The organism is Veillonella sp. 27098_8_77, assembly GCF_041431535.1.
GTDB lineage: Bacteria > Bacillota > Negativicutes > Veillonellales > Veillonellaceae > Veillonella.
The window spans coordinates 25,172-46,028 of sequence record NZ_JAPVXW010000010.1; the positions used below are offsets into that span (position 1 = coordinate 25,172).

Here is a 20,857-nt window from a genome sequence, read left to right on the forward strand (position 1 = left end):
ATATTTTATAAAAAGATCAAATCAGCTAATTACAATATTAAGCCTACAATTAATCGCGCTGACAGAAATAAATAATATAATTTTCTCAGGTTTTACTAGAGCTTGCCTAAACTCTGCTCATACAGATATAGAAAAAGGACCTACAGCGAACTGTAGGTCCTCATATTTGGTGCGGTTGGAGGGACTTGAACCCTCACGAGCGTACGCTCACCACCCCCTCAAGATGGCGTGTCTGCCATTCCACCACAACCGCGTGGAATACAAAAATGGTGCCTCAGGACAGAATCGAACTGTCGACACACGGATTTTCAGTCCGTTGCTCTACCGACTGAGCTACCGAGGCATGTTTTTTGTAAAAAAAAATGGCGACCCCGATCAGATTTGAACTGACGATCTTCGCCGTGACAGGGCGACATGTTAACCGCTACACCACGGGGCCGCATATCAACTCTCGTTGACTACTTGTATATATTAACATGACGCACTAGCATAATGCAAGTACTTTTTTCTAATTTTTTGATGAATCTTTCCAAAATATATGGAAATAAGAATTATATATTAAAAATCGTATATAATAGTCATTTATATTCAGTATACTTGAATATGCTCAAAATTATACCTAAATTTATAGAAATAAAATTGACACCTAGATTTCTATAAGGAAACCTTAGGTGCCAATTCAAATATAATTATATGAAATTGTTGATTATAGCATTTCTACCAGCATGATACTGATTATAGATGATCCCAAGGACCGTCACGCAAGTCTTGCTCCCAATAATACTCAACCTTCATATCACTGCGTTTTACCTTATCGAACATCTTAGAACGTGCCGAAGTCATCACATTTTCACTATGCTTACCACCAAAGTACGCATATTTAGACTTACCTAGGGTATACATAACAGATACATACGGTTCTACAGAACTAATATTACTTTTACCAATTCCTAGATCTACAGAAATATGAGGCGTCACATTCATTTTAGCGCCTACCCTTAATCCATGTATGGATTGCCACTTATGTTGATCAATATAGTACATCTCTTCTGGATGTTTTCCTGGCGCTTTTGTTTTCCAATGATATCCTTCCACATAACTAGATAACCAACGAGCATTCTTATAATCGCGTGTATACCGTATATCAAAGCCATCCAATACATGTTCATAAGAATATCGAGGTGTTTTTCGAATACCATTAGGCGGTGAACTTAAGCTATCATGGAAATCTATTGCCCGTGGTACTTGACGCAAAGGTGTGTTAATGTCATAAGGCCCCACCTTTTTTTCTGATAGTCCATGGTATACATTGACACTAATCGTATTTAGACCAGCTACATATTCTAATCCTGCACTAACACGAGAAAATTTATCCTTAAATGCATAGTCATAGAATACATTGGCACCGACGTAGGCATGCTCATGTGTACTAAGACGGCGATAGCCAATACCAGCAGTACCGACAACACCAAGCGTATCATGTTCTACGACTTCACCTTTATCAATATAGGTACCTTGACCGTCAATTCTTCCAAAATCTGAATCCGAACCATTCCAATATGTAGTAGTGGAAACTTTTTCGCCACCATTACCATCTAAGCGCCCCTGTACAAAAACCATAGATTTATCATATTTCTTTATAGGTTGCAATGTTTCTATAAAATACTTTGCGTTCATTTTCTGCTTAGAGTTATGATTACGATAATGGAATCGTGTATCATAGCTTAGATTATTATCAGTCATTTGTTTATTAGGCATTGCATAATCATGATAAGAATCTTCCTGAGTACCTTGTACCCCAATACCGATATCTGTACGATCCATCCAGCTACTTTGATCAGTATCCCCAGCTTTTACATCAGCGCTCACATCTGCAGCCATAATTCCCATACTCAAGCTGCACATAAAAGCACTGCAAACCAGAGTTTTTATTATTAATTTATCTTTCATTTCAAACTCCTCTCTTACAAATTCATTTTAATAATGAATATAAAATGAACATACTTTATTATACATATAATCTAATAAGCTGACAACCATAGAGAAGGAGAAATTTATGTGTTAAAATATATGTATTATATACATCGGAGCAATATTATGAAATCAAAAACACTAACAATAGCAATCATTATTGCCATCATAGCTGCACTGAGTGCTATGTGGTATTTCTTATGGTATATTCCTCATACACCAGTCTACACGTTCCAAACTATTCGTGAAGCCGTTGAAAACAAAGATGCAGAGACGGTATTAGAGCACATCGATACAACATCATTAGTAAAAAACATCGTCACCCGCGAGGGCAACACCTATGTGGATACATCCTCACCATTAGGCAAGGCCGCAGTGGCAGCAACGAAAACATTCGGTCCAGCCCTTCTTGATGATGTAATTCGTAAATATGTAGAAGATCCGGATAGTTTCAAATCGCAAAATAGTAGTGATTCCAATACTGAAAGCGAAGATACATCCAATACCTTCTCTATGGTAGACCGTATCCAACGGGGTGAATTATTTAAACAACGACATTTGGAGATAAAAAACATTACCTCTGAAGATGATGGTGATACTGCCACAGTAACCGTAACGATACACAACACAAAAACAAACCAAACAGCTCCTATCCGAGTACTTATGAAGCACATCGGTGATGGAACTTGGGCTATCTATGATATCCCAGATATCGAAGCACTCTATAAAATCACAAGAAAATAAAGACCTCTTTCGTAGCAAATACGTTTGTAGAGGTAGATAATAGCAAAATTCTCCACCGGCCAGGTCTGTCTACGCCCTTCGGGCTTCGCAGGGCCAAAGTCGAATTTTGCTGTTATCTACCTCTTTTCCGTATCAGCTTACCAAAAGAGGTCTTTTTTTCTTATCGATTTTTAGATACTATCGCACAGGTTACGGTAACCTGAGATATCAAACGATGGCTTTCATCAAGCATATCAAAACGCCAAACATGAGATGTTTTCCCTTGTAATAGTAACTGTCCTTTAGCGATTAAATCGCCTTCTGCTTTCATAGGGCGCATATGATTTGCAGTCACCGATTGTCCGACAGCAAATTGATCATCTCGAATCAGTTGATTGCTGAGCATCCCTGATAACACTTCGCCAAAGGCCAAGGTAGCGCCACCATTGAGATAGCCTTGTGGCTGCGCATGATAACTAGTTACATGCATCACCCCTTGCCCACTGGTAGGCCCTGTTAACTCAACACAATCGATTTGTAATGCGTCTATCATTGTCATAGCATTCGTTTCTCCACTGTATATTCCTCAATACGATTATCCAATACATCAACACCAAGACCATTGCCATTAGGCACCTGCATGGCCCCATCGATAAATGAAATTTCTGGGCTGATAAAATCATGTTCAAAATAACGATTAGAATCGGATAAATCCCCTGCCATATATGTATCACCTAGAGCGGCTAGTTGAATATGTAATATCTTTGAAATACCCGATTCAACCATGCTACCAATCCAGTAGGGAATACCTGCTTCACGGCATCGTAAAATAGCGGCGCGCGTCTGTATGAATCCACCAAGGCGTCCTACTTTTACATTGAGCACATCAATTAATCTATGCTCGATTGCATAAGATAAATCATCATAGGACAAAATTGACTCATCTAGACAAATAGGACTTGTAATCGGCCAATTAGGCAACGAGTCTTTCCACGCCTTATAGGTAATCAAATTCGTCATGCTAAAGGGTTCCTCTATGCAGAGCAAATTCAAATCATTATAGGCAGCCACCATATCTAATTGGTCATACGTATAACTTTGGTTAGCATCAACAGCTAAGGCTAATTCTGGATAGGCTTCACGTACAAGTCGTGTCCGTTCATAACCATCACGAGGCGATACCTTGAGTTTAATTCGTTTGCAACCATTAGATACATGCTGTTCCACGATGTCTAATAATTTATCCATGGGCACGTCACCAATGACGATACCCTTTGAAATAGTAGATTCCAAAGACTGGCCCATGATATACGACACAGAATTCACGCCTTTTCGGTTGCAGTCCAAATTAATTAATGCATTTTCAAGGCCTGCTATTGTCATGGGCATATTGTCGCGCTTTAACCAAAATTGTAACTGCCGAATATAGGCCATCAATGGTTTTGGCCGTATCAAGCGCAACTCTAGAATATAGGTATCCACCAATTGCTTCCATGCGGAATCAACGGTTTCTGATGTATAAAAAGGGTCTGTGAAAGCCACACATTCCCCGTATCCAACATAGCCTTGTTGATCCTCGACACGAACGATGATGCTTTCACGAACACGAACGGTACCCTTAGCCGTTTTGAATTCAAATTTTAGAGGCAATGCTACGCGATATGTCGTTATGGATTTAAAGTTCAATATATCATGCATAAGAACCTCCACTCGGCGCCGTCATATCGAGATAGGAGGCCAACGACTTACGCATAATCTTACCTGTCCCATTACGTGGTAATGCATCCATAATCATAATGTATTTAGGCACCTTATATTTGGCTAGCTTACTAGAAATATAGCCTCGCACAACCATTTCCAAATCGGCACCTAATACATCTACATCATCAAAGGCAACAAATAGTGCAGGCACCTGCCCCCATTTCGTATCGGCTACAGGAATAACCGCACATTCCTTCACCCCTTGCATGGCATACACAGTATCTTCAATTTCCTTAGGATAGATATTCTCGCCTCCAGAAATAATCAAATCTGTACGGCGATTTAAGATGTATAAAAAGCCATCTTCATCTAGGTATCCTATGTCATCGGTATTAAAATCGCCATGAATCGGTGCGTGATTGATATAGCCACTCATAACCATGGGACCATTCAAATGAATTTCGCCTACCCCATCTGTATCGGAATTTACAATATGTACGGTCATCCCCGGCAAAGGTTTACCTACCGAATCAAGTTTATTTAGATTCGATAATACCGGCATGGTCACGCTTTGACTAAAGGTTTCCGTCATACCATAGGTCTTATAAATCGGTAACTGCTTTGCCATACACGCATCAACTAGAGGTCGCGGTATAAATTCACCGCCCAATAAGATAACACGCAGTTGATGGTGAGCAATGCGCGGTTCTAAATTCTTTAAGATGGTAGGCACCAGAGACATCATATTAATGCGACTATCATGAATATATTGCAGTACTTGTTCTTCGTTATAGGATTCCATGATTGTCATGGCCGTTCCATTGTAGATTGATCGCATCAATATAGACAAACCACTTACATGAAACAATGGCAATACCATAAGCCAATTATCCTGTTCCGTAACGCCAAGTACCTGTTGTGATGCTTGCACATGAGCCTTAATTTGCCCCCAACGAAGTGGTACCGATTTAAACTGCCCTGTTGTAGCACTAGTGTTCATGATAGCTGCTATGTCATTATCGTCAACGGTCCAATCAAAGATATCCTCTGCTACATTACGCGACATAGTTCTTATGGATTCGAATTGAATGGCTGTTGCAGATGTTGGCACTTGTGACTGTCGTTTAGCACTATGTAGCACAGTTGTGATATGTAATTGAGATAACTGGTTTTCTATTTCACCTGCTGTAAGATGGACGTTTAATAAAAGCACTTCTTTATGGACTAGCATAGCCGCCAAGATATAGACGGCCATCGTTACAGAGTTATCCGATACTATAGCGATGCGTGTATCTGTCAATGCTTGTAATCTCGTTGCCACGTGCACAACAGCAATATATATGTCGCGATAGGTATATTCATTCATACATATACGATTCGGATAGTGCTGTTTTCCATATCGTAACCATTCCATCATCTCACCTCTTAGCTAGCCATAATACTATAAAACATATACGTATAAGAAAGGCGCCTCATATAGAGGCGCACTGCACTTATCATGTAAAAGGTTCCGGTCCATACATAAGGACTGATAACCATATTCCTATTAAGGGAATTTAGGGAATTGTTTGAAGTCTGGTTTGCGTTTTTCTTTGAACGCATCGCGACCTTCTTTAGCTTCATCTGTTGTATAGTACATCAATGTTGCATCACCTGCAAATTGTTGTAACCCTGCAAGGCCATCTGTATCTGCGTTGAAGGATGCTTTCAACATGCGCAATGCCATTGGGGACAATGCCAAAATTTCATTACACCATTGAACCGTTTCTTCTTCCAATTTGTCAAATGGTACCACGCAGTTAACCATGCCCATTTCGTAAGCTTGAGCAGCCGTGTATTGACGGCAAAGGAACCATACTTCACGAGCGCGTTTATGACCGATCATGCGCGCTAAATAACCAGCACCGTAACCAGCATCGAAGGAACCTACGCGAGGACCTGTTTGACCGAATTTTGCATTTTCAGAAGCGATAGTAAGGTCACATACGATGTGCAATACATGGCCACCACCGATGGCAAAACCATTTACCATAGCGATAACAGGTTTTGGAATGATGCGGATTAAATGTTGCAAGTCAAGTACGTTAAGACGAGGAATATTGTCATCGCCTACATAACCGCCATTGCCGCGCACACGTTGGTCACCGCCGGAGCAGAATGCCTCTTTATCTTCACCTTGGCCATGGTTAGCACCAGTCAAGATAATAACACCGATTTCTGCATCGTCGCGAGCGATTGTGAATGCATCAATAAGCTCGATTACGGTTTTAGGGCGAAATGCGTTGCGCACTTCTGGGCGATTAATCGTGATTTTTGCAATACCATTATAGGTTTCGTAAATTACATCTTCATAATTACGATCCAATACTTTCCAATCAATTTTGCTCATGGATGTTACCTTTCTTTATATAAAAAATCTGCTAAGGCCGTCATAAACGGGCCCGGCTTTTCTAAATGTACATTATGTCCCGCCCCATTGACGATGACATGGTCACAGTTTGGTAAATTACTAAACCGCTCTTCTCCTATTGTAGTATATTTTGTATCTAACGCGCCACTAATATATAGAGATGGCATAGATAATTCTTGTAATCGATGGCCTACATATGGCATAACGCCTTGTCCTGAGCCTCGCAATGTAGCTGCTAATGCATAGGGACTATTGTGTGCACGACGTTGAAACAACTTATCTTGTACGATTGGTGAAAGCTGGCTTTGGCTTTCAAAAATAGAGATTTCCGACCATTTAGTGGCAAACCAATGTCCATCATTATCTTCTATAGCTAGTGCCAATTGATCATCTGATTCTTTACGCGCTTGTCGTTCTCCATCCGATTCAATACCAACAGAACCACTTTCTAAAATGAGGTTTTCAATTTCTGAACCATACTCAAGAGCATAAAGCAATCCTAATCGTGCACCCATGGAGTAGCCCATAAGAGAATAGCTTTCTCCAGCCACGGCGGAAATCACTGTATGCAAATCATTGAGCATGGTAGGAATAGAAAATGCGCTCTCATCCTCTGGTATATCCGAATCTCCATGGCCAATCGTATCGATGCGGATAAGCTGATAGCCCGGTACAACGATGCCATCCCATGTATAGCCTGACTCAGAAAAGCCATGTAAGCACACAAGAGGTTTACCGGCGCCAGCTACCGTCACCCCATATCGATACTCACCAAGATCGACATACATGCGAAGTGCTGGATTGTATATGGAGTTATCTATAATACTGCAAGCATATTGGCTCATAGTCGGTCCTCCTTGTTTGTAGGAATCGTCGTATATTGTTTATGTAATTCCCTACTTCGTTCTTTAGATGTGGGGATTTCGATGACGTGAACACCTGCTTTTCCTACATAGTTTTGTAACGCATTTTTCAATTCATCATTGCTTGCAACGCGTACAAAATCGATACCATATAGGGTTGCAAGGCCACTATAGTCTAAGCCTTGTGCAGTACTAAATAAGTAATCAAAATGGGGCGTTCCCTTTTGTGGCAAATATTCAAAAATGCCACCCCCATCATTATTGTGAACAATGATGGTTAAATTTAATGGGTGCGTTTTCGCCACGGCAAGGCCATTCAAATCGTGAAAGAAGGTCAAGTCCCCCGTAAGCAATACGGTAGGCATGCCATTTGTAGCGATGCCAAGGGCTGTAGAAACGGTACCGTCAATACCGTTAACGCCACGGTTACCATAGATAATAGCACTGTGACGATTACCAGACCAGAAATAATCCATATCTCGAATGCTCATACTATTGGCAACTACAATTTGACTGTGTGGTGGTAACAGTTCTTGTAAGAGATGAATTGTACGTCCTTCAAATAGTTCCTGTTCTCGACCAACTGTATCGAGTTGTTTACGCCCTACTTCGTCTGCATGAATCCACGTAGCTAGATAACCATTATCCGCTGTATCGAGTTCCTCATAAGCACCTTCTGCATATCCCTCATTTTCCATTGCATGAAGCTCAGGAATCCCTATTTTCAGTGCAGCAACCAAACCTTGTGGCATCGATTGTACAAAGAGTGTTGTGTTTCCTGCAGGGTTCGTATAGTCCATTGTGGGGCTAACAGATATGATTGGTGTATGTTGCATGGATGCCACCCACTGCTGAACACGTTTAGATACGACCATCTGACCAATCTGTAAAATGCAATCTGGTTGTAACACGTCACAATACGCTTCTTGTGTCAGTACTGCATCGTAGGATGTGACGACCCGTTCATCACGAACGCTACGCATATTAGATAAGGGATCGCCCAAAATCGGTGCATTGAACATATAGGACAAAGCAAGAATAGCCTCTATGTCATTAGGATAGGCACTTGGGCCAGCCAATATAAGAACCTTTGTATTCTTAAGAAGATCATACATAGCATGCACATCGCTTGGTTGAATCGTTCCACCCACAACAGAAAATGGAAGTCGTCCACAATCAAAATGTTTTTTATCTAACTCCGGTACCAATGGTTCAAAGAGTGGCACATTAATATGCACCGGTCCCCTTTTCACATCCATAGCCTTCATGTAGGCCTTCCGAGCTACTAGGCGTGGATATGTATAGTAATGGTCCTGTTGTGGTACAGCTAATTCTTCGTAATAGTTAACGGCTGTTCCGAATAGTTTTTGTTGATCCACCGTTTGTGGAGCCCCTACATGTTGCAATGTATGAGGTCGATCGGCAGACAAAATAATCAAGGGTACACCGCTATATTGTGCTTCTAGTACGGCCGGCATATAATGTGCCACCGCTGAACCCGATGTGCATACGAGAATTACAGGCTTTCTATGGGCCTTAGCAATGCCCAACGCCATGAACCCTGCGGACCGTTCATCAATATTCATATAGGTTTCAAAATCACCATGTTCACGAAATAACATGGCCATTGTTGTAGAGCGAGAACCAGGGCTAAACACGGCATGCGTGATGCCTAATTGGGCGAACTCATCTACCAAGGTAGCGATATATTCATTCATGTAATTTCTCCGTAATATAGATGGGGTTATTTCTCATCATAGTTATTCCGTACTAGTTCTATACCATTTATAAAGCATCTAGTATAGTACGCATTTTATTATTCGTTTCTATATATTCGTCATCCGCATCGGAATCAGCAACTACACCACATCCGGCGTACGCATATAGAACATTATCCATAATGAGCGCAGATCGAATAGCGACAACAATGATGCCATCCCCCATATCCTTCATAAAGCCAAACGGAGCGGCATACATACCACGCTCGTGCGCTTCATATTGTTGTAGTAAGGTCAACGCCTTAACTCTTGGTTCTCCCCCAAGAGCCGGTGTAGGATGTAATAACTTCGCCCATTCAATAAGCGACTTTGTACTATCCTTAGCCGTTATGATAGTTCTCAAATGATATAGATGGGCAAGCTCCATAATCTCCGTTTTACCAACAGAAATATCTTGAGTGACCTCGTTCATCGTATGTACAATACGATCTCGAACGATATTGTGTTCAAACAGATTTTTCTCGTCTGTTAATAACTGTTCCTTGGTCCATGCATGAGGTCCGTCCTTTAGTGCTGTTCCAGCTAGTGCATAACTAAGGATTTCATTACCACGATGACGCACCAAAATTTCTGGAGAAGCCCCTACAAAAGTACGCCCATCCTTTTCATAACCAAAGATAAAACAGTTCGGATTATTTTCAACCAAATTGGCCAAGATACTCGCCACATTAAACGGTGTATCACTTGTAAATTGCACCTCACGGGATGCAACTACCTTTGTCATCTCCCCATAACTAATGCCATCCGAAATAGCACTCATCAAATTATCCCAATCAGATTTATCATCACTGGTTTCACGGAAATTATGACGAATATGAGGCACTTCAATATCTTCTATGCTAACGCTTTCACCAGCATGCAAATAAAAGGATTCCCCATTTTCTACGATGTAGTAATGGGTGAACGCAATCATTTCATGCCCCATTCCCGACCATTTAGGATCCTTTGATGTGTCAAAAAAAGTATCCCCATAAAATACGTACGCATAATTATGGCGGTCCTCATCATCTTTAACTGTAGCTAGACGTTTAGCGCCTACAACAATACGATCACTTTGCCGGTCCACCCAAAAAACGCGTTCCTCATTGGGGAAATTAAGCCAAAAGGCCACAGGACTATTCAGTTGTAACGGTTCTTTATTATAAATCATAATGGTATATCGCTATTATAAAGAAAACAGACTCTATTACATCACCCAATGTCATCTACATTGGTGTTTCTATGTATATCGATATTATTATATCACGGGTACATACTAAATTATAGGCAATAAAAATCCCCTACACCGTTTGCATACGCATATAGTATAGGGGATTATGTATTATTTGAAAGCTTTTGCACCAATATCCTTACGATATTGCATACCTTTAAATGTAATATGATCTACGCGCTCATAGGCACGGTCTAAAGCAGTTCGTAGGTCCTTACCAAGTCCTACAACACCAAGAACACGACCACCATTTGTAACATAATGGTCTCCTTCTAGCTTCGTTCCGGAATGGAAAATAATGGATGTATCATATTGTACAAGTTCACCTAAGATGACATCCCCCTTAGAGGATGTTTCCGGATAACCTTTTGAAGCAAGAATAACACAGGCAGCAGATGAGTCTTTCCATTTCACCATGTTTGGCTGTAATGTACCAGTAGCACAGGCCATCATAATTTGGCCTAAATCACCTTCCAACAATGGTAATACTACTTGGGTTTCTGGGTCCCCAAAGCGGGCGTTAAATTCCACCACCTTCGGACCTTCATCGGTAATCATAAGACCTGCATAAAGACAGCCCACATATGGCATACCTTCCTTTGCCATGGCTGCTACCATAGGCTCTAAAATAGTCTTCATTGCTTCATCTCGCAACGCATCAGTTAGCACAGGTGCTGGTGCATAGGTTCCCATACCACCCGTATTAGGGCCCTTATCGCCATCAAAAATACGCTTATGATCTTGAGATGCAATCATAGGAACCACTGTCTTCCCATCTACAAAGGCAAGAAGGCTAGCTTCTTCGCCTTCCATAAATTCCTCAATGACAACAGTACTACCAGCCTCGCCAAAGCGATTTCCACTGAGCATATCATCAACGGCTGCATTGGCTTCATCAATAGTCATAGCCACAACAACACCCTTGCCAGCTGCTAAACCATCGGCTTTCACCACAATAGGCGCGCCAGTTTTAGCGATGAATTGTTTAGCTTCATCTGCGTTAGAAAATACGCCGTAAGCAGCTGTAGGGATATTATATTTTTTCATAAGATCTTTAGCAAAGACCTTAGAGCCTTCTAGTTGAGCAGCCGCCTTAGAAGGTCCAAATACAGGGATTCCCGCTTCATTCAACGCATCCGCAAGGCCTGCCACAAGAGGAGCCTCTGGACCTACAACAACAAGGTCCACCTTATTATCTTTCAAAAAACGGATCAGATGATCCGTATGAGACCAATCGATACCGACTAATTCTGCACAATTTTTCATAGCTGCACTACCAGGTACAGCGTATACCTTTTCTACACTGGGGCTAATGGATAAACGCCACGCAATAGCATGTTCGCGGCCCCCATTGCCGATTACGCAAACCTTCATAATTACCTCTAATGTTTAAAATGACGAATGCCTGTAAATACCATAGCAATGCCCGCTTCATCAGCAGCCTTGATGGACTCTTCATCACGGATAGATCCACCCGGTTGTATAATAGCCGCGATACCATGTTTAGCCGCGGTTTCTACGGTATCGCCAAATGGGAAGAACGCATCAGATGCAAGAACAGCCCCTTTTGCAGCCTCTCCAGCTTGTTCAAGGGCAATTTTAGCAGAACCAACGCGGTTCATTTGACCGGCACCAACACCGAGTGTTCGTTTTTCATTGGAGATTAAGATAGCATTGGATTTTACATGTTTTACAAGCTTCCATGCAAATTCAAGCGCTTTCCATTGTTCTTCTGTAGGTTGCGCCTTTGTAACAACCTTATAATTAGCACGGTCTTCTACGATGTCATCTTCCGTTTGTACGAGCATACCGCCAGACACCTTTTTCACAGTCACTTGGCCAGATTCAGGCTTAGATAACTCGATGAGCCGAATATTTTTCTTCGCTTCCAAAATATCTAGGGCTTCTTTTGTGAAAGCTGGCGCCATGATGACTTCTAAGAAAATTTTGCTCATTTCTTCTGCCGTAGCCGCATCAACTTCGCGGTTCAACACAACGATACCACCAAAAGCGGATACGGAATCGGCTTCATAGGCATTGACATACGCATCATGCAATGTGGCTGCGGTTGCGGCACCGCATGGATTAGTATGTTTAATAATGCATGCCGCAGGATCAGTAAATTCCCATACCATATTCCACGCAGCTTCCATATCGACGATATTGTTATAAGATAATTCTTTACCGTGCAATTGCTTCAATGCCCCCATGCCGTGAGCCTTGCCAATTTCTTTATAAAAAGCCGCTTTTTGATGTGGATTTTCGCCATAACGAAGGTCCATAACCTTTTCATAAGCACTTAAATATTCAGGAGGTGTAGGGCCTTCTCCGATTATACCACTCATATAATTAGCAATTGCTGTATCATAAGCGGCTGTATGGGCAAAGGCTTCTTTCGCTAAGGCAAAACGATACTCTTTTGTCAATGCACCATTCGTTTGAAGCATGTCTAAAATTTCATCATAGTGATTAGGGTTAACTACAATGCCTACATACGCATTATTTTTAGCTGCGGAGCGCACCATAGTCGGGCCCCCAATATCTATATTTTCAATAGCATCGTCTAATGAAACATTTGGTTTTGCAATCGTTTCGCGGAAAGGATATAAATTGACTACCACTAAATCGATTGGCAAAATACCATGTTCTTCCATAGCGGCTTGATGCTCTGCATTATCACGAATCGCTAAGATGCCACCATGTACCTTTGGATGTAACGTCTTTACACGACCATCCATCATTTCAGGAAAACCAGTAAGAGATTCTACAGCCTTTGCAGGAACGCCTGCATCAGTAATAGCTTTCAACGTGCCACCTGTAGAATAGATAGTTACCCCTAACTCTACAAGACCTTTGGCAAAGTCAACAATACCTGTTTTATCAGAAACACTAAGTAATGCGTTTTGAATCATCGTTCCTCCTAAATATAATGTACAATGCGTCCATCTATGCGCAATGCATCTTCACAGAACAAGCGAAGTGCTTCACGATAGGTCGCATGTTCTACGGGCAATAATCGTTCGGACAAAGTATCCTCTGTATCATCAGGGTATACAGGAACTGTATTTTGCATGATGATAGGTCCTGTATCCATACCGGCATCTACGAAATGAACGGTACAACCAGTTACTTTTACACCCGCATCGATAGCCTGTTGATGACCATGAAGCCCTGGAAAGGATGGCAATAAAGCGGGATGAATATTTAAAATCTTATGCTCATAGCGCGCAATAAGGCCGGCCCCTACAATACGCATGTAGCCTGCCAATACAATGCCATCAACACAATACAAATCAAGAGCATCCAATTGAGCTTGTTCAAAGGCTTGCTTTGAATCAAACTGACTACGTTCAATAGCAATGAGTGGAATGCCCCATCCTTTAGAGCGTTCTACAATACCTGCATCTGCATGGTCTGTAATAATAACGACAAACTCGCCATTGATAAGGCCCTCTTGCATCGCCTTGTACAAGGCTTCGCCATTTGAGCCTCTACCGCTAGCAAATAGAGCAAGACGCTTTTTAGACACGGAATTAGTCATTAAATACCGCCCCTTTTACGACAACAGGACCTTCGCCTGCAACGATACGACCAATTTCATATACCGCTTCATTGCGGCTTTCAAGATTAGCTTTCACCGTATCTACATCATCGGCATCGACGATGAGAATCATACCGATACCCATATTAAATGTACGGTACATTTCATGCCAATCCACATTGCCCCATTCTTGCAACTTTGTAAACACAGGAAGGCGTGGCCATGTATCACAATCTACCTCAGCAGTTACGCCATTTGGTAGTACGCGTGGAATGTTTTCATAGAAACCACCCCCTGTGATATGAACCATACCTTTGATATAGTTTTCTTTAAACAACGGTAATACAGCTTTAGGATACAAGCGTGTTGGTGTTAATAGTTCTTCGCCAAGGGTTTTACCAAATTCTGGAATGTCTTGATCTATGGAGAAACCCTTGTGGTCGAAAACGATTTTACGAACCAAGGAGAACCCATTGGAATGAACACCGGAGGATGGCAAACCAAGAATAACGTCACCAGCTTTAATATGTTCACCTGTAATTAGTTTAGGGCGATCTACAATACCTACGGCAAAACCTGCTACATCATAGTCACCTTCACCATAGAAACCAGCCATCTCAGCTGTTTCCCCACCAAGGAGAGCACAACCGGACTCTTCACAAGCATTAGCGACGCTGCGTACGATATCAGCGACTTGTACTGGATCAAGTTTACCAACCGCTACATAGTCTAAGAAGAACAGAGGTGTTGCCCCTTGCACAAGAATATCATTTACACTCATGGCAACACAGTCTTGGCCAATCGTATCATGTTTATCCATCATGATAGCAAGGCGCAATTTTGTGCCAACACCGTCTGTGCCAGATACGAGCATTGGTTCTTCCATGGAATGACCTGCTAAGGAGTAAAGGCCACCAAAGCCGCCTAAATCACCTACAACACCTGCTGTGTATGTTCTTTTTACGGATTCTTTCATCAACTCTACGGCTTTATTACCGGCATCGATATCTACACCTGCATCACGATAGGTTAATCCTGTTTTATTCGAGCACATATTTGACCCCTTCCTCTTGTTCTGTAGGTACATTTACCCTGTAATCACCATTGAAACAAGCGAAACATAAATCCGCTTCTGGCACGCCGCTAACAGCTCGGCACAAGCCTTCTTTTGATAGATAATGCAATTTATCTGCCTTAATATAATCTTTAATTTCTTCAATTGTATGTGTGGCCGCAATCAATTCTTTACGAACCGATGTATCAATACCATAGTGACAAGAATATTCGATAGCCGGCGAGCTAACACACATATAGATTTCCCTAGCGCCTGCCTCTTTTAGCATCTTAACGATAAGGCCGCTTGTGGTACCACGCACGATAGAGTCATCGATTAATACAATGCGTTTACCGCCTACAACCTCTGGCATAGCATTTAGTTTCATGCGCACAGCTAGTTCCCGTTCCTCTTGATTAGGTTTGATAAATGTACGTCCACTATATCGATTTTTAATCAAACCTTCTGCGAAAGGGATGCCCGATGCACGAGCATACCCAAGAGCAGCCGTCGTGCCAGAGTCTGGAATAGACATCACGATATCTGCATCATATTTAGTTTCATTATATAGTTCACGTCCCATATTGAGTCGTGTTTCATATACAGATTGGCCATCGATTTTACTATCGGAGCGCGCAAAATAAATATATTCAAAGACACAAAGTTTTTTATCAATTTTTTGAGGTTCTGCATAGATTGTGCTACGCACGCCACGATCATCGATAATAACCATCTCACCTGGGTCAATATCGCGAATAAATTCAGCCCTTATAGCATCAAAGGCGCAGCTTTCACTAGATAAAACATAGCCATGCTCAGTCTTACCTAAGCAAAGCGGTCTAAAGCCTTGAGGATCGCGAACCCCAACGAGAGAGTCATTAGTTGTAATAACCAAGGAAAAGGCCCCTTCGATTTGTCGAGCTGCATCAGCAATGCGTTCCTCTTGCGTTTCAGCCTTAGAACGAGCGATTAAGTTTACGATAACCTCTGAATCCATAGTTGTTTGAAAAATGGAACCATCGGCTTCTAATCGGCGGCGGATACCGAGAGCATTCGTCAAATTACCATTGTGAGCTACTGCAATTTGACCGCCTTGATAATGAATTACGAGAGGTTGAATATTACGGGGATTATTAGAGCCAGTCGTAGAATATCGCACGTGGCCAGTCCCCATATGACTTTTCAATGTAGGCAATTCCTTGATTGCTTCGGTCAATAACCCCATACCTTTTTTTAGAGCCACTTCATTACCATCGGTGATAGCGATACCTGCACTTTCTTGACCGCGGTGTTGAAGGGCAAACAATCCCCAGTACACATATCGTGCAACATCAATGGTGCGGTCAAACACACCAAAGACGCCACATTCTTCATGCCATTTATCAAAAATCGGATCGTAGTTCATCAATAACCCCCAGGTTATGCACGTTCGCCTGTTAAGCGGAATAACATTTCTTTATAAGCTTCTTCGATATTGCCTAGGTCGCGACGGAAACGGTCTTTATCGAGTTTTTCACCCGTTGTTGCATCCCAAAAACGGCATGTATCAGGAGAAATTTCATCGCCAAGCAATACTTCACCATTGTGAGTACCAAATTCAAGTTTGAAATCGACTAATGTTACATTCTTAGTGGCCAAGAAGTTTTTAAGGATATCGTTTACCTTCATAGTAATTTCGGAAATTGTATCCAATTGTTCTTGCGTAGCCCAACCAAGAGCTGTGATTTGGGATTCGTTAGCAAATGGATCGCCTAGTTCATCATTTTTGTAGCAGAATTCAAGAATTGGATGTTTAAGAGGTGTACCTTCTTCAATGCCAAAACGTTTAGCCATAGAGCCAGCAGCAATGTTACGAACGATAACTTCTAGAGGAACAATGTTCAACGTCAATACTGTTTGATTACGATCATCTTCACGACGAACGAAATGTGTTGGAACGCCTTCTTTTTTCAACAATTCAAAGAAGAATGAGGAAATTTTATTGTTCAATACGCCTTTGCCAAGGATAGTATCATGTTTTTCACCATTAAATGCAGTGGCATCATCTTTGTAGTGAACAATATATGTTTCCTTGTCATCTGTTTGATACACTTGTTTTGCTTTGCCTTCGTATAAAAGTGTTAATTTTTCCAAATCGATATTAGCCATGATAGTAATCCTCCTATGTAATAATTATTTATTTAATTCTGCTTGTAATGCAGTATTATCTGCTAAAACCTTGTCAGCCATATCTTTGCGATAGGCAACATATTTTTCTTTTAGATCCTTGTTAAAAGTAGCACCGATTTGTACTGCAAATAATGCAGCATTTTTTGCACCATCTACGGCCATTGTTGCTACTGGCATACCAGAAGGCATTTGTACGATTGCCAAGAGGGAATCAATGCCCTTTAATGCTGTAGCATTAAGAGGGATACCGATAACAGGTACGGTTGTAAAACTTGCCACCACTCCAGGTAGATGGGCTGCAGCGCCTGCACCTGCGATAAAAGCGATAGCCCCTTCTGCTTCAAGGCGTTCCACAAAAGACTTAACAGCCTCTGGTGTACGATGCGCAGAAGCAATCACCATTTCATAAGGAATATTGAATGCATCTAATATAGCAGATGCTTTCTTCATCGTGTCTAGGTCAGATTTACTGCCCATGATAATGCCAACCTTCATTGTTCCTCCTTAATAAAAAAACTCGACCTAAAAAGGCCGAGTTTACGCACTGATAGCGTTAGCAGAAATAGTCATAATAGTAACGGATGTTAGGTTCATATGTCTCTTCATGATAACGCCTCCTTATCTGTATCTAAATTGTATCAGACCAATTTCTATCGGTCAATCGTTTTTCGAATAATAATTATATTAGTTTTTATAATTGTTCGTTATATTCCGAACTATGTGATAATTATATTAAAAATTACACAGTATGATACGAATAATAATTATTATGTACGAATGTACATTGATACAAAAAGAGACTCCCATACATTTGTATGGAAGTCTCTTGAATACTACCCTTTAATCTTAACATCTATGATTCAAGATATATGGGAATATATTTTATTGTATATTGCTTTCAAAAGCAGCTTTTAAATCGCCAACGGCTTCAGGAATATAATCCACAATCGATGTCATTAAGGCATATATCAATTCTGGGATAAACTCATCATTAGCGCACATGTAAACGCAATCTAAATATAATGTAGAGTCTTGTTCATCAATATAGAATTTATAATTCTTATACGTTGCATTTTCACGGTTTATCAATGCGTTGATAGCCGCCATATTTCGGGCAGTAACCTTTTCAGGTCCAAGAACCAAACGAATAACACTATAAATACTATTATCTAGGATTACGAACATCGGCATATCCCAAAGCGGTGATTTAATATAGGATCGATATACGACTGTACCGTCTTCATCATCAAAATCTTTACGCTCAAAAGCCGTTACTTCTTCTGCCTTCATAAATTTATCAAAGGCTAATGCTTTAGGATTCATACTAACCTCTTATTTTGCTTGTCCTACGATTTTCAAAATTTCTGGATGAACTTCATCTAAATGAGGTTTAATAACCTCTAACATAAGATTAACCAATACTGCTGGTTCAAATGTTTCAGCTGTAGATGGCACAGAAATATCAGTGTAAATATTGCTGTCTTCATCGTTTACATAGTATTTTGTTACCTTAAATTGTTGGTTAAGCTCATTCAATTTAGGCAATACTTTTTTAATGGCTGCATCTGTAATGCTTGTTGTCGTAACTGCCACACGAATATAGGAGAATACAGAGTCATCCAACACAATAAACACAGGTAAAGAATTACCATGAATTTCTAAACGACCATGGTATACAACCGTATTGTATTCATCGCCTTTAATAACGTCCTTTGTAAACCATTTATTACCAGATTTTTCAATATCCGCTACTAGTACATCAAATTTCTCAGCTTTTACGTTCATTATTCTACCTCTCTCCGCAAAAAACTATAGGACTAGTCCTCTATAAAAACACATTTATTATCTTTAAATTCTTTGATGCGCACTAAAGATTCAACACGGAAACCAGCATTTTCTAGGCGTTCACGACCTGGTTGGAAAGATTTTTCAATAGCAATTGCCATACCAACCACTTCATCACCTGCATCTTTTACAAGTTTAGCAAGCCCCATAGCTGCTTCACCAGATGCCAAGAAGTCATCAATAATTAAAACTTTTTCGCCTGCTGGCAAGAATTTTTTAGAAATTGTAATGTCATAATTTTCTTCTTTTGTATAAGAATATACAACAGAATGATATACATCATCGACCATAAGAATAGATTTTTTCTTACGAGCAAATACTAATGGCACATCTAGTTCAAGAGCAGCCATCAATGCCAAGGCAATTCCAGATGCTTCAATGGTAACAATACGTTGAACACCAGCATCACGATAGCGGTCAGCAATTTCTTTACCAATAGCTTTAAATAAATGTGGATCGATTTGGTGATTCAAAAAACTATCAACTTTTAATACACGATTGTTTAAGACAATACCTTCTTCACGAATGCGTTGTTTTAATAATTCCATTTCGTTTTACCTCCGCATAACTATCTTTAAATTTTAACGTAAATCAACGCTTAGGGTCAACAAAAAAACACACTTTATTGAAAAAAAGAATAAAGTGTGTTTGTAATTCCTATTTATAAAACTTTGTCCCGTTTATCTTCACGATTAGTCAGTAAATTTGTAAATCTAGCAGCCCCTTCAGATTGTGGAACGAGCCGCGACCGTACAAGTACGATATCTCGCGTTGGCACAGGAATATCGGTATCGATTTTTACAACCGTCCCTTCTTGCATTTTTTCTTGCACCACATTACTTGGCAACATAGCGATCCCCATGTTAATTTCCACAAGATCGAGGAGAACGTCTACACTACTCAATTCAAAGCGAGGTTTACTACAAGCACCATGCGTTACTTCATCAAAGAAGGTACGGCTTGCAGTGCCCTTTTGTAATAAAAGCATTGGCTCGCTAAGCAAACGACCTTGATCAAAGAAGCCTGCCCCTTTATATTCATGGCCACCTACAAATATATCTTGAATACTTGCCAAGGTGGTAACCTCTAATTGTGTATTGCTACGCAAACCCTCGTAGTCATTGACTACAGCTAACTGCACTTCTTTATTGATGACCATTTCCACACAGTCTGGAGATGGTCTATTTATGATATGTAATCCAATTTGATTTTCTTGCAATTGCCATTTATGAAAGTAGGGCAACAAGAAATGACGACATAGTGTATCTGTAGCGGCAATATTCAAACTTTCGTAAGCTTGATTCACCCGTTCTTGTAATTGCGTAATTCCATTATCTAAAATAGAAAATGCTTTTGCTACTGTATCGAATAATTCCTTGCCTTCTGGCGTAAATGCTACCGATTTAGTAGTGCGCACAAACAAAGGCATTTTTAATTCGCCTTCTAATTGTTTAATACTTTGACTGATTGCGGACTGCGAAACACCTAACTCTTTTGCAGCGCGAGAAAATGACAAATACAACCCAACTCCTAAAAATGATCTATATAGATCTGCTGATACTGCCATTTTATCCTCCTCTGTTATATACTAA

Annotated in this window: 20 protein-coding genes and 3 tRNA genes; 1 reads left to right on the plus strand and 22 read right to left on the minus strand. The window is 40.7% G+C overall.

Features of this window, described 5'->3' with window-relative positions; genetic code table 11:
- Nucleotides 1-167 precede the first annotated feature (167 nt).
- The 4 genes from O3617_RS06930 to O3617_RS06945 form a co-directional block, all read right to left on the minus strand.
- Nucleotides 168-253 (minus strand) — tRNA-Leu (locus O3617_RS06930).
- A 14-nt stretch (nucleotides 254-267) separates the two neighbouring features.
- Nucleotides 268-343 (minus strand) — tRNA-Phe (locus tag O3617_RS06935).
- A gap of 20 nt (nucleotides 344-363) precedes the next feature.
- Nucleotides 364-439: transfer RNA gene (locus tag O3617_RS06940), tRNA-Asp, on the minus strand.
- 296 nt (nucleotides 440-735) lie between these two features.
- On the minus strand, nucleotides 736-1,950 hold the full coding sequence (locus O3617_RS06945) for an inverse autotransporter beta domain-containing protein (protein ID WP_371449287.1): 1,215 nt from the start codon (nucleotides 1,948-1,950) through the stop codon (nucleotides 736-738).
- 147 nt (nucleotides 1,951-2,097) lie between these two features.
- Between O3617_RS06945 and O3617_RS06950 the strand changes: the two genes are divergently transcribed.
- Nucleotides 2,098-2,715 (plus strand): DUF2939 domain-containing protein, encoded by a 618-nt coding sequence (locus tag O3617_RS06950; RefSeq protein ID WP_371449289.1) that lies wholly within the window; start codon nucleotides 2,098-2,100, stop codon nucleotides 2,713-2,715.
- Between the two features lie 160 nt (nucleotides 2,716-2,875).
- Here the strand turns inward: O3617_RS06950 and O3617_RS06955 are convergent, their stop codons facing one another.
- From O3617_RS06955 to O3617_RS07040, 18 genes are all read right to left on the minus strand, one after another.
- Nucleotides 2,876-3,253, minus strand: a complete 378-nt coding sequence (locus tag O3617_RS06955) for a PaaI family thioesterase (protein WP_371449291.1) — start codon at nucleotides 3,251-3,253, stop codon at nucleotides 2,876-2,878.
- Nucleotides 3,250-4,392, minus strand: a complete 1,143-nt coding sequence (menC, locus tag O3617_RS06960; RefSeq protein WP_371449293.1) for an o-succinylbenzoate synthase — start codon at nucleotides 4,390-4,392, stop codon at nucleotides 3,250-3,252. Before menC ends, O3617_RS06955 begins: the two co-directional genes overlap by 4 nt.
- Complete coding sequence (menE, locus tag O3617_RS06965; protein WP_371449294.1) at nucleotides 4,385-5,812, minus strand: o-succinylbenzoate--CoA ligase; 1,428 nt, start codon at nucleotides 5,810-5,812, stop codon at nucleotides 4,385-4,387. The genes menC and menE overlap by 8 nt, the downstream gene beginning before the upstream one ends.
- A 129-nt stretch (nucleotides 5,813-5,941) precedes the next feature.
- Complete coding sequence (gene menB, locus O3617_RS06970) at nucleotides 5,942-6,784, minus strand: 1,4-dihydroxy-2-naphthoyl-CoA synthase (protein WP_371441834.1); 843 nt, start codon at nucleotides 6,782-6,784, stop codon at nucleotides 5,942-5,944.
- Nucleotides 6,785-6,789: 5 nt separating this feature from the next.
- Nucleotides 6,790-7,650, minus strand: coding sequence for a 2-succinyl-6-hydroxy-2,4-cyclohexadiene-1-carboxylate synthase (gene menH, locus O3617_RS06975; RefSeq protein ID WP_371441835.1), 861 nt, complete (start codon nucleotides 7,648-7,650; stop codon nucleotides 6,790-6,792).
- Nucleotides 7,647-9,386: a 2-succinyl-5-enolpyruvyl-6-hydroxy-3-cyclohexene-1-carboxylic-acid synthase gene (gene menD, locus O3617_RS06980; RefSeq protein WP_371449296.1), complete on the minus strand. Its 1,740-nt coding sequence runs from the start codon at nucleotides 9,384-9,386 to the stop codon at nucleotides 7,647-7,649. Before menD ends, menH begins: the two co-directional genes overlap by 4 nt.
- 67 nt (nucleotides 9,387-9,453) lie before the next feature.
- Entirely contained in the window at nucleotides 9,454-10,596 is a 1,143-nt protein-coding gene (locus O3617_RS06985) for an isochorismate synthase (protein WP_371449298.1), read from the minus strand.
- A gap of 171 nt (nucleotides 10,597-10,767) precedes the next feature.
- Entirely contained in the window at nucleotides 10,768-12,030 is a 1,263-nt protein-coding gene (purD, locus tag O3617_RS06990; RefSeq protein ID WP_371447191.1) for a phosphoribosylamine--glycine ligase, read from the minus strand.
- Between the two features lie 8 nt (nucleotides 12,031-12,038).
- Complete coding sequence (gene purH / locus O3617_RS06995) at nucleotides 12,039-13,568, minus strand: bifunctional phosphoribosylaminoimidazolecarboxamide formyltransferase/IMP cyclohydrolase (RefSeq protein ID WP_371449299.1); 1,530 nt, start codon at nucleotides 13,566-13,568, stop codon at nucleotides 12,039-12,041.
- Nucleotides 13,569-13,576: 8 nt separating this feature from the next.
- Entirely contained in the window at nucleotides 13,577-14,197 is a 621-nt protein-coding gene (gene purN / locus O3617_RS07000; protein WP_371449301.1) for a phosphoribosylglycinamide formyltransferase, read from the minus strand.
- Nucleotides 14,190-15,251, minus strand: a complete 1,062-nt coding sequence (gene purM / locus O3617_RS07005; protein WP_371449303.1) for a phosphoribosylformylglycinamidine cyclo-ligase — start codon at nucleotides 15,249-15,251, stop codon at nucleotides 14,190-14,192. Before purM ends, purN begins: the two co-directional genes overlap by 8 nt.
- The gene (gene purF / locus O3617_RS07010) at nucleotides 15,238-16,656 is read right to left on the minus strand and encodes an amidophosphoribosyltransferase (RefSeq protein WP_371449305.1); all 1,419 of its coding nucleotides are present in this window, start codon (nucleotides 16,654-16,656) and stop codon (nucleotides 15,238-15,240) included. The genes purM and purF overlap by 14 nt, the downstream gene beginning before the upstream one ends.
- Before the next feature lie 14 nt (nucleotides 16,657-16,670).
- Nucleotides 16,671-17,399, minus strand: coding sequence for a phosphoribosylaminoimidazolesuccinocarboxamide synthase (gene purC / locus O3617_RS07015; protein ID WP_119982252.1), 729 nt, complete (start codon nucleotides 17,397-17,399; stop codon nucleotides 16,671-16,673).
- A gap of 24 nt (nucleotides 17,400-17,423) precedes the next feature.
- Nucleotides 17,424-17,915, minus strand: a complete 492-nt coding sequence (gene purE / locus O3617_RS07020) for a 5-(carboxyamino)imidazole ribonucleotide mutase (protein ID WP_371441843.1) — start codon at nucleotides 17,913-17,915, stop codon at nucleotides 17,424-17,426.
- Between the two features lie 387 nt (nucleotides 17,916-18,302).
- Nucleotides 18,303-18,743, minus strand: a complete 441-nt coding sequence (locus tag O3617_RS07025; RefSeq protein ID WP_371441844.1) for a hypothetical protein — start codon at nucleotides 18,741-18,743, stop codon at nucleotides 18,303-18,305.
- Between the two features lie 9 nt (nucleotides 18,744-18,752).
- Nucleotides 18,753-19,205, minus strand: coding sequence for a hypothetical protein (locus O3617_RS07030; RefSeq protein WP_371441845.1), 453 nt, complete (start codon nucleotides 19,203-19,205; stop codon nucleotides 18,753-18,755).
- A 32-nt stretch (nucleotides 19,206-19,237) separates the two neighbouring features.
- Nucleotides 19,238-19,813, minus strand: a complete 576-nt coding sequence (locus O3617_RS07035; protein ID WP_302745844.1) for a xanthine phosphoribosyltransferase — start codon at nucleotides 19,811-19,813, stop codon at nucleotides 19,238-19,240.
- Nucleotides 19,814-19,926: 113 nt separating this feature from the next.
- A complete protein-coding gene (locus tag O3617_RS07040; protein ID WP_005377632.1) occupies nucleotides 19,927-20,832 on the minus strand; it encodes a LysR family transcriptional regulator in 906 nt (301 codons plus the stop codon).
- Between the last annotated feature and the right edge of the window lie 25 nt (nucleotides 20,833-20,857).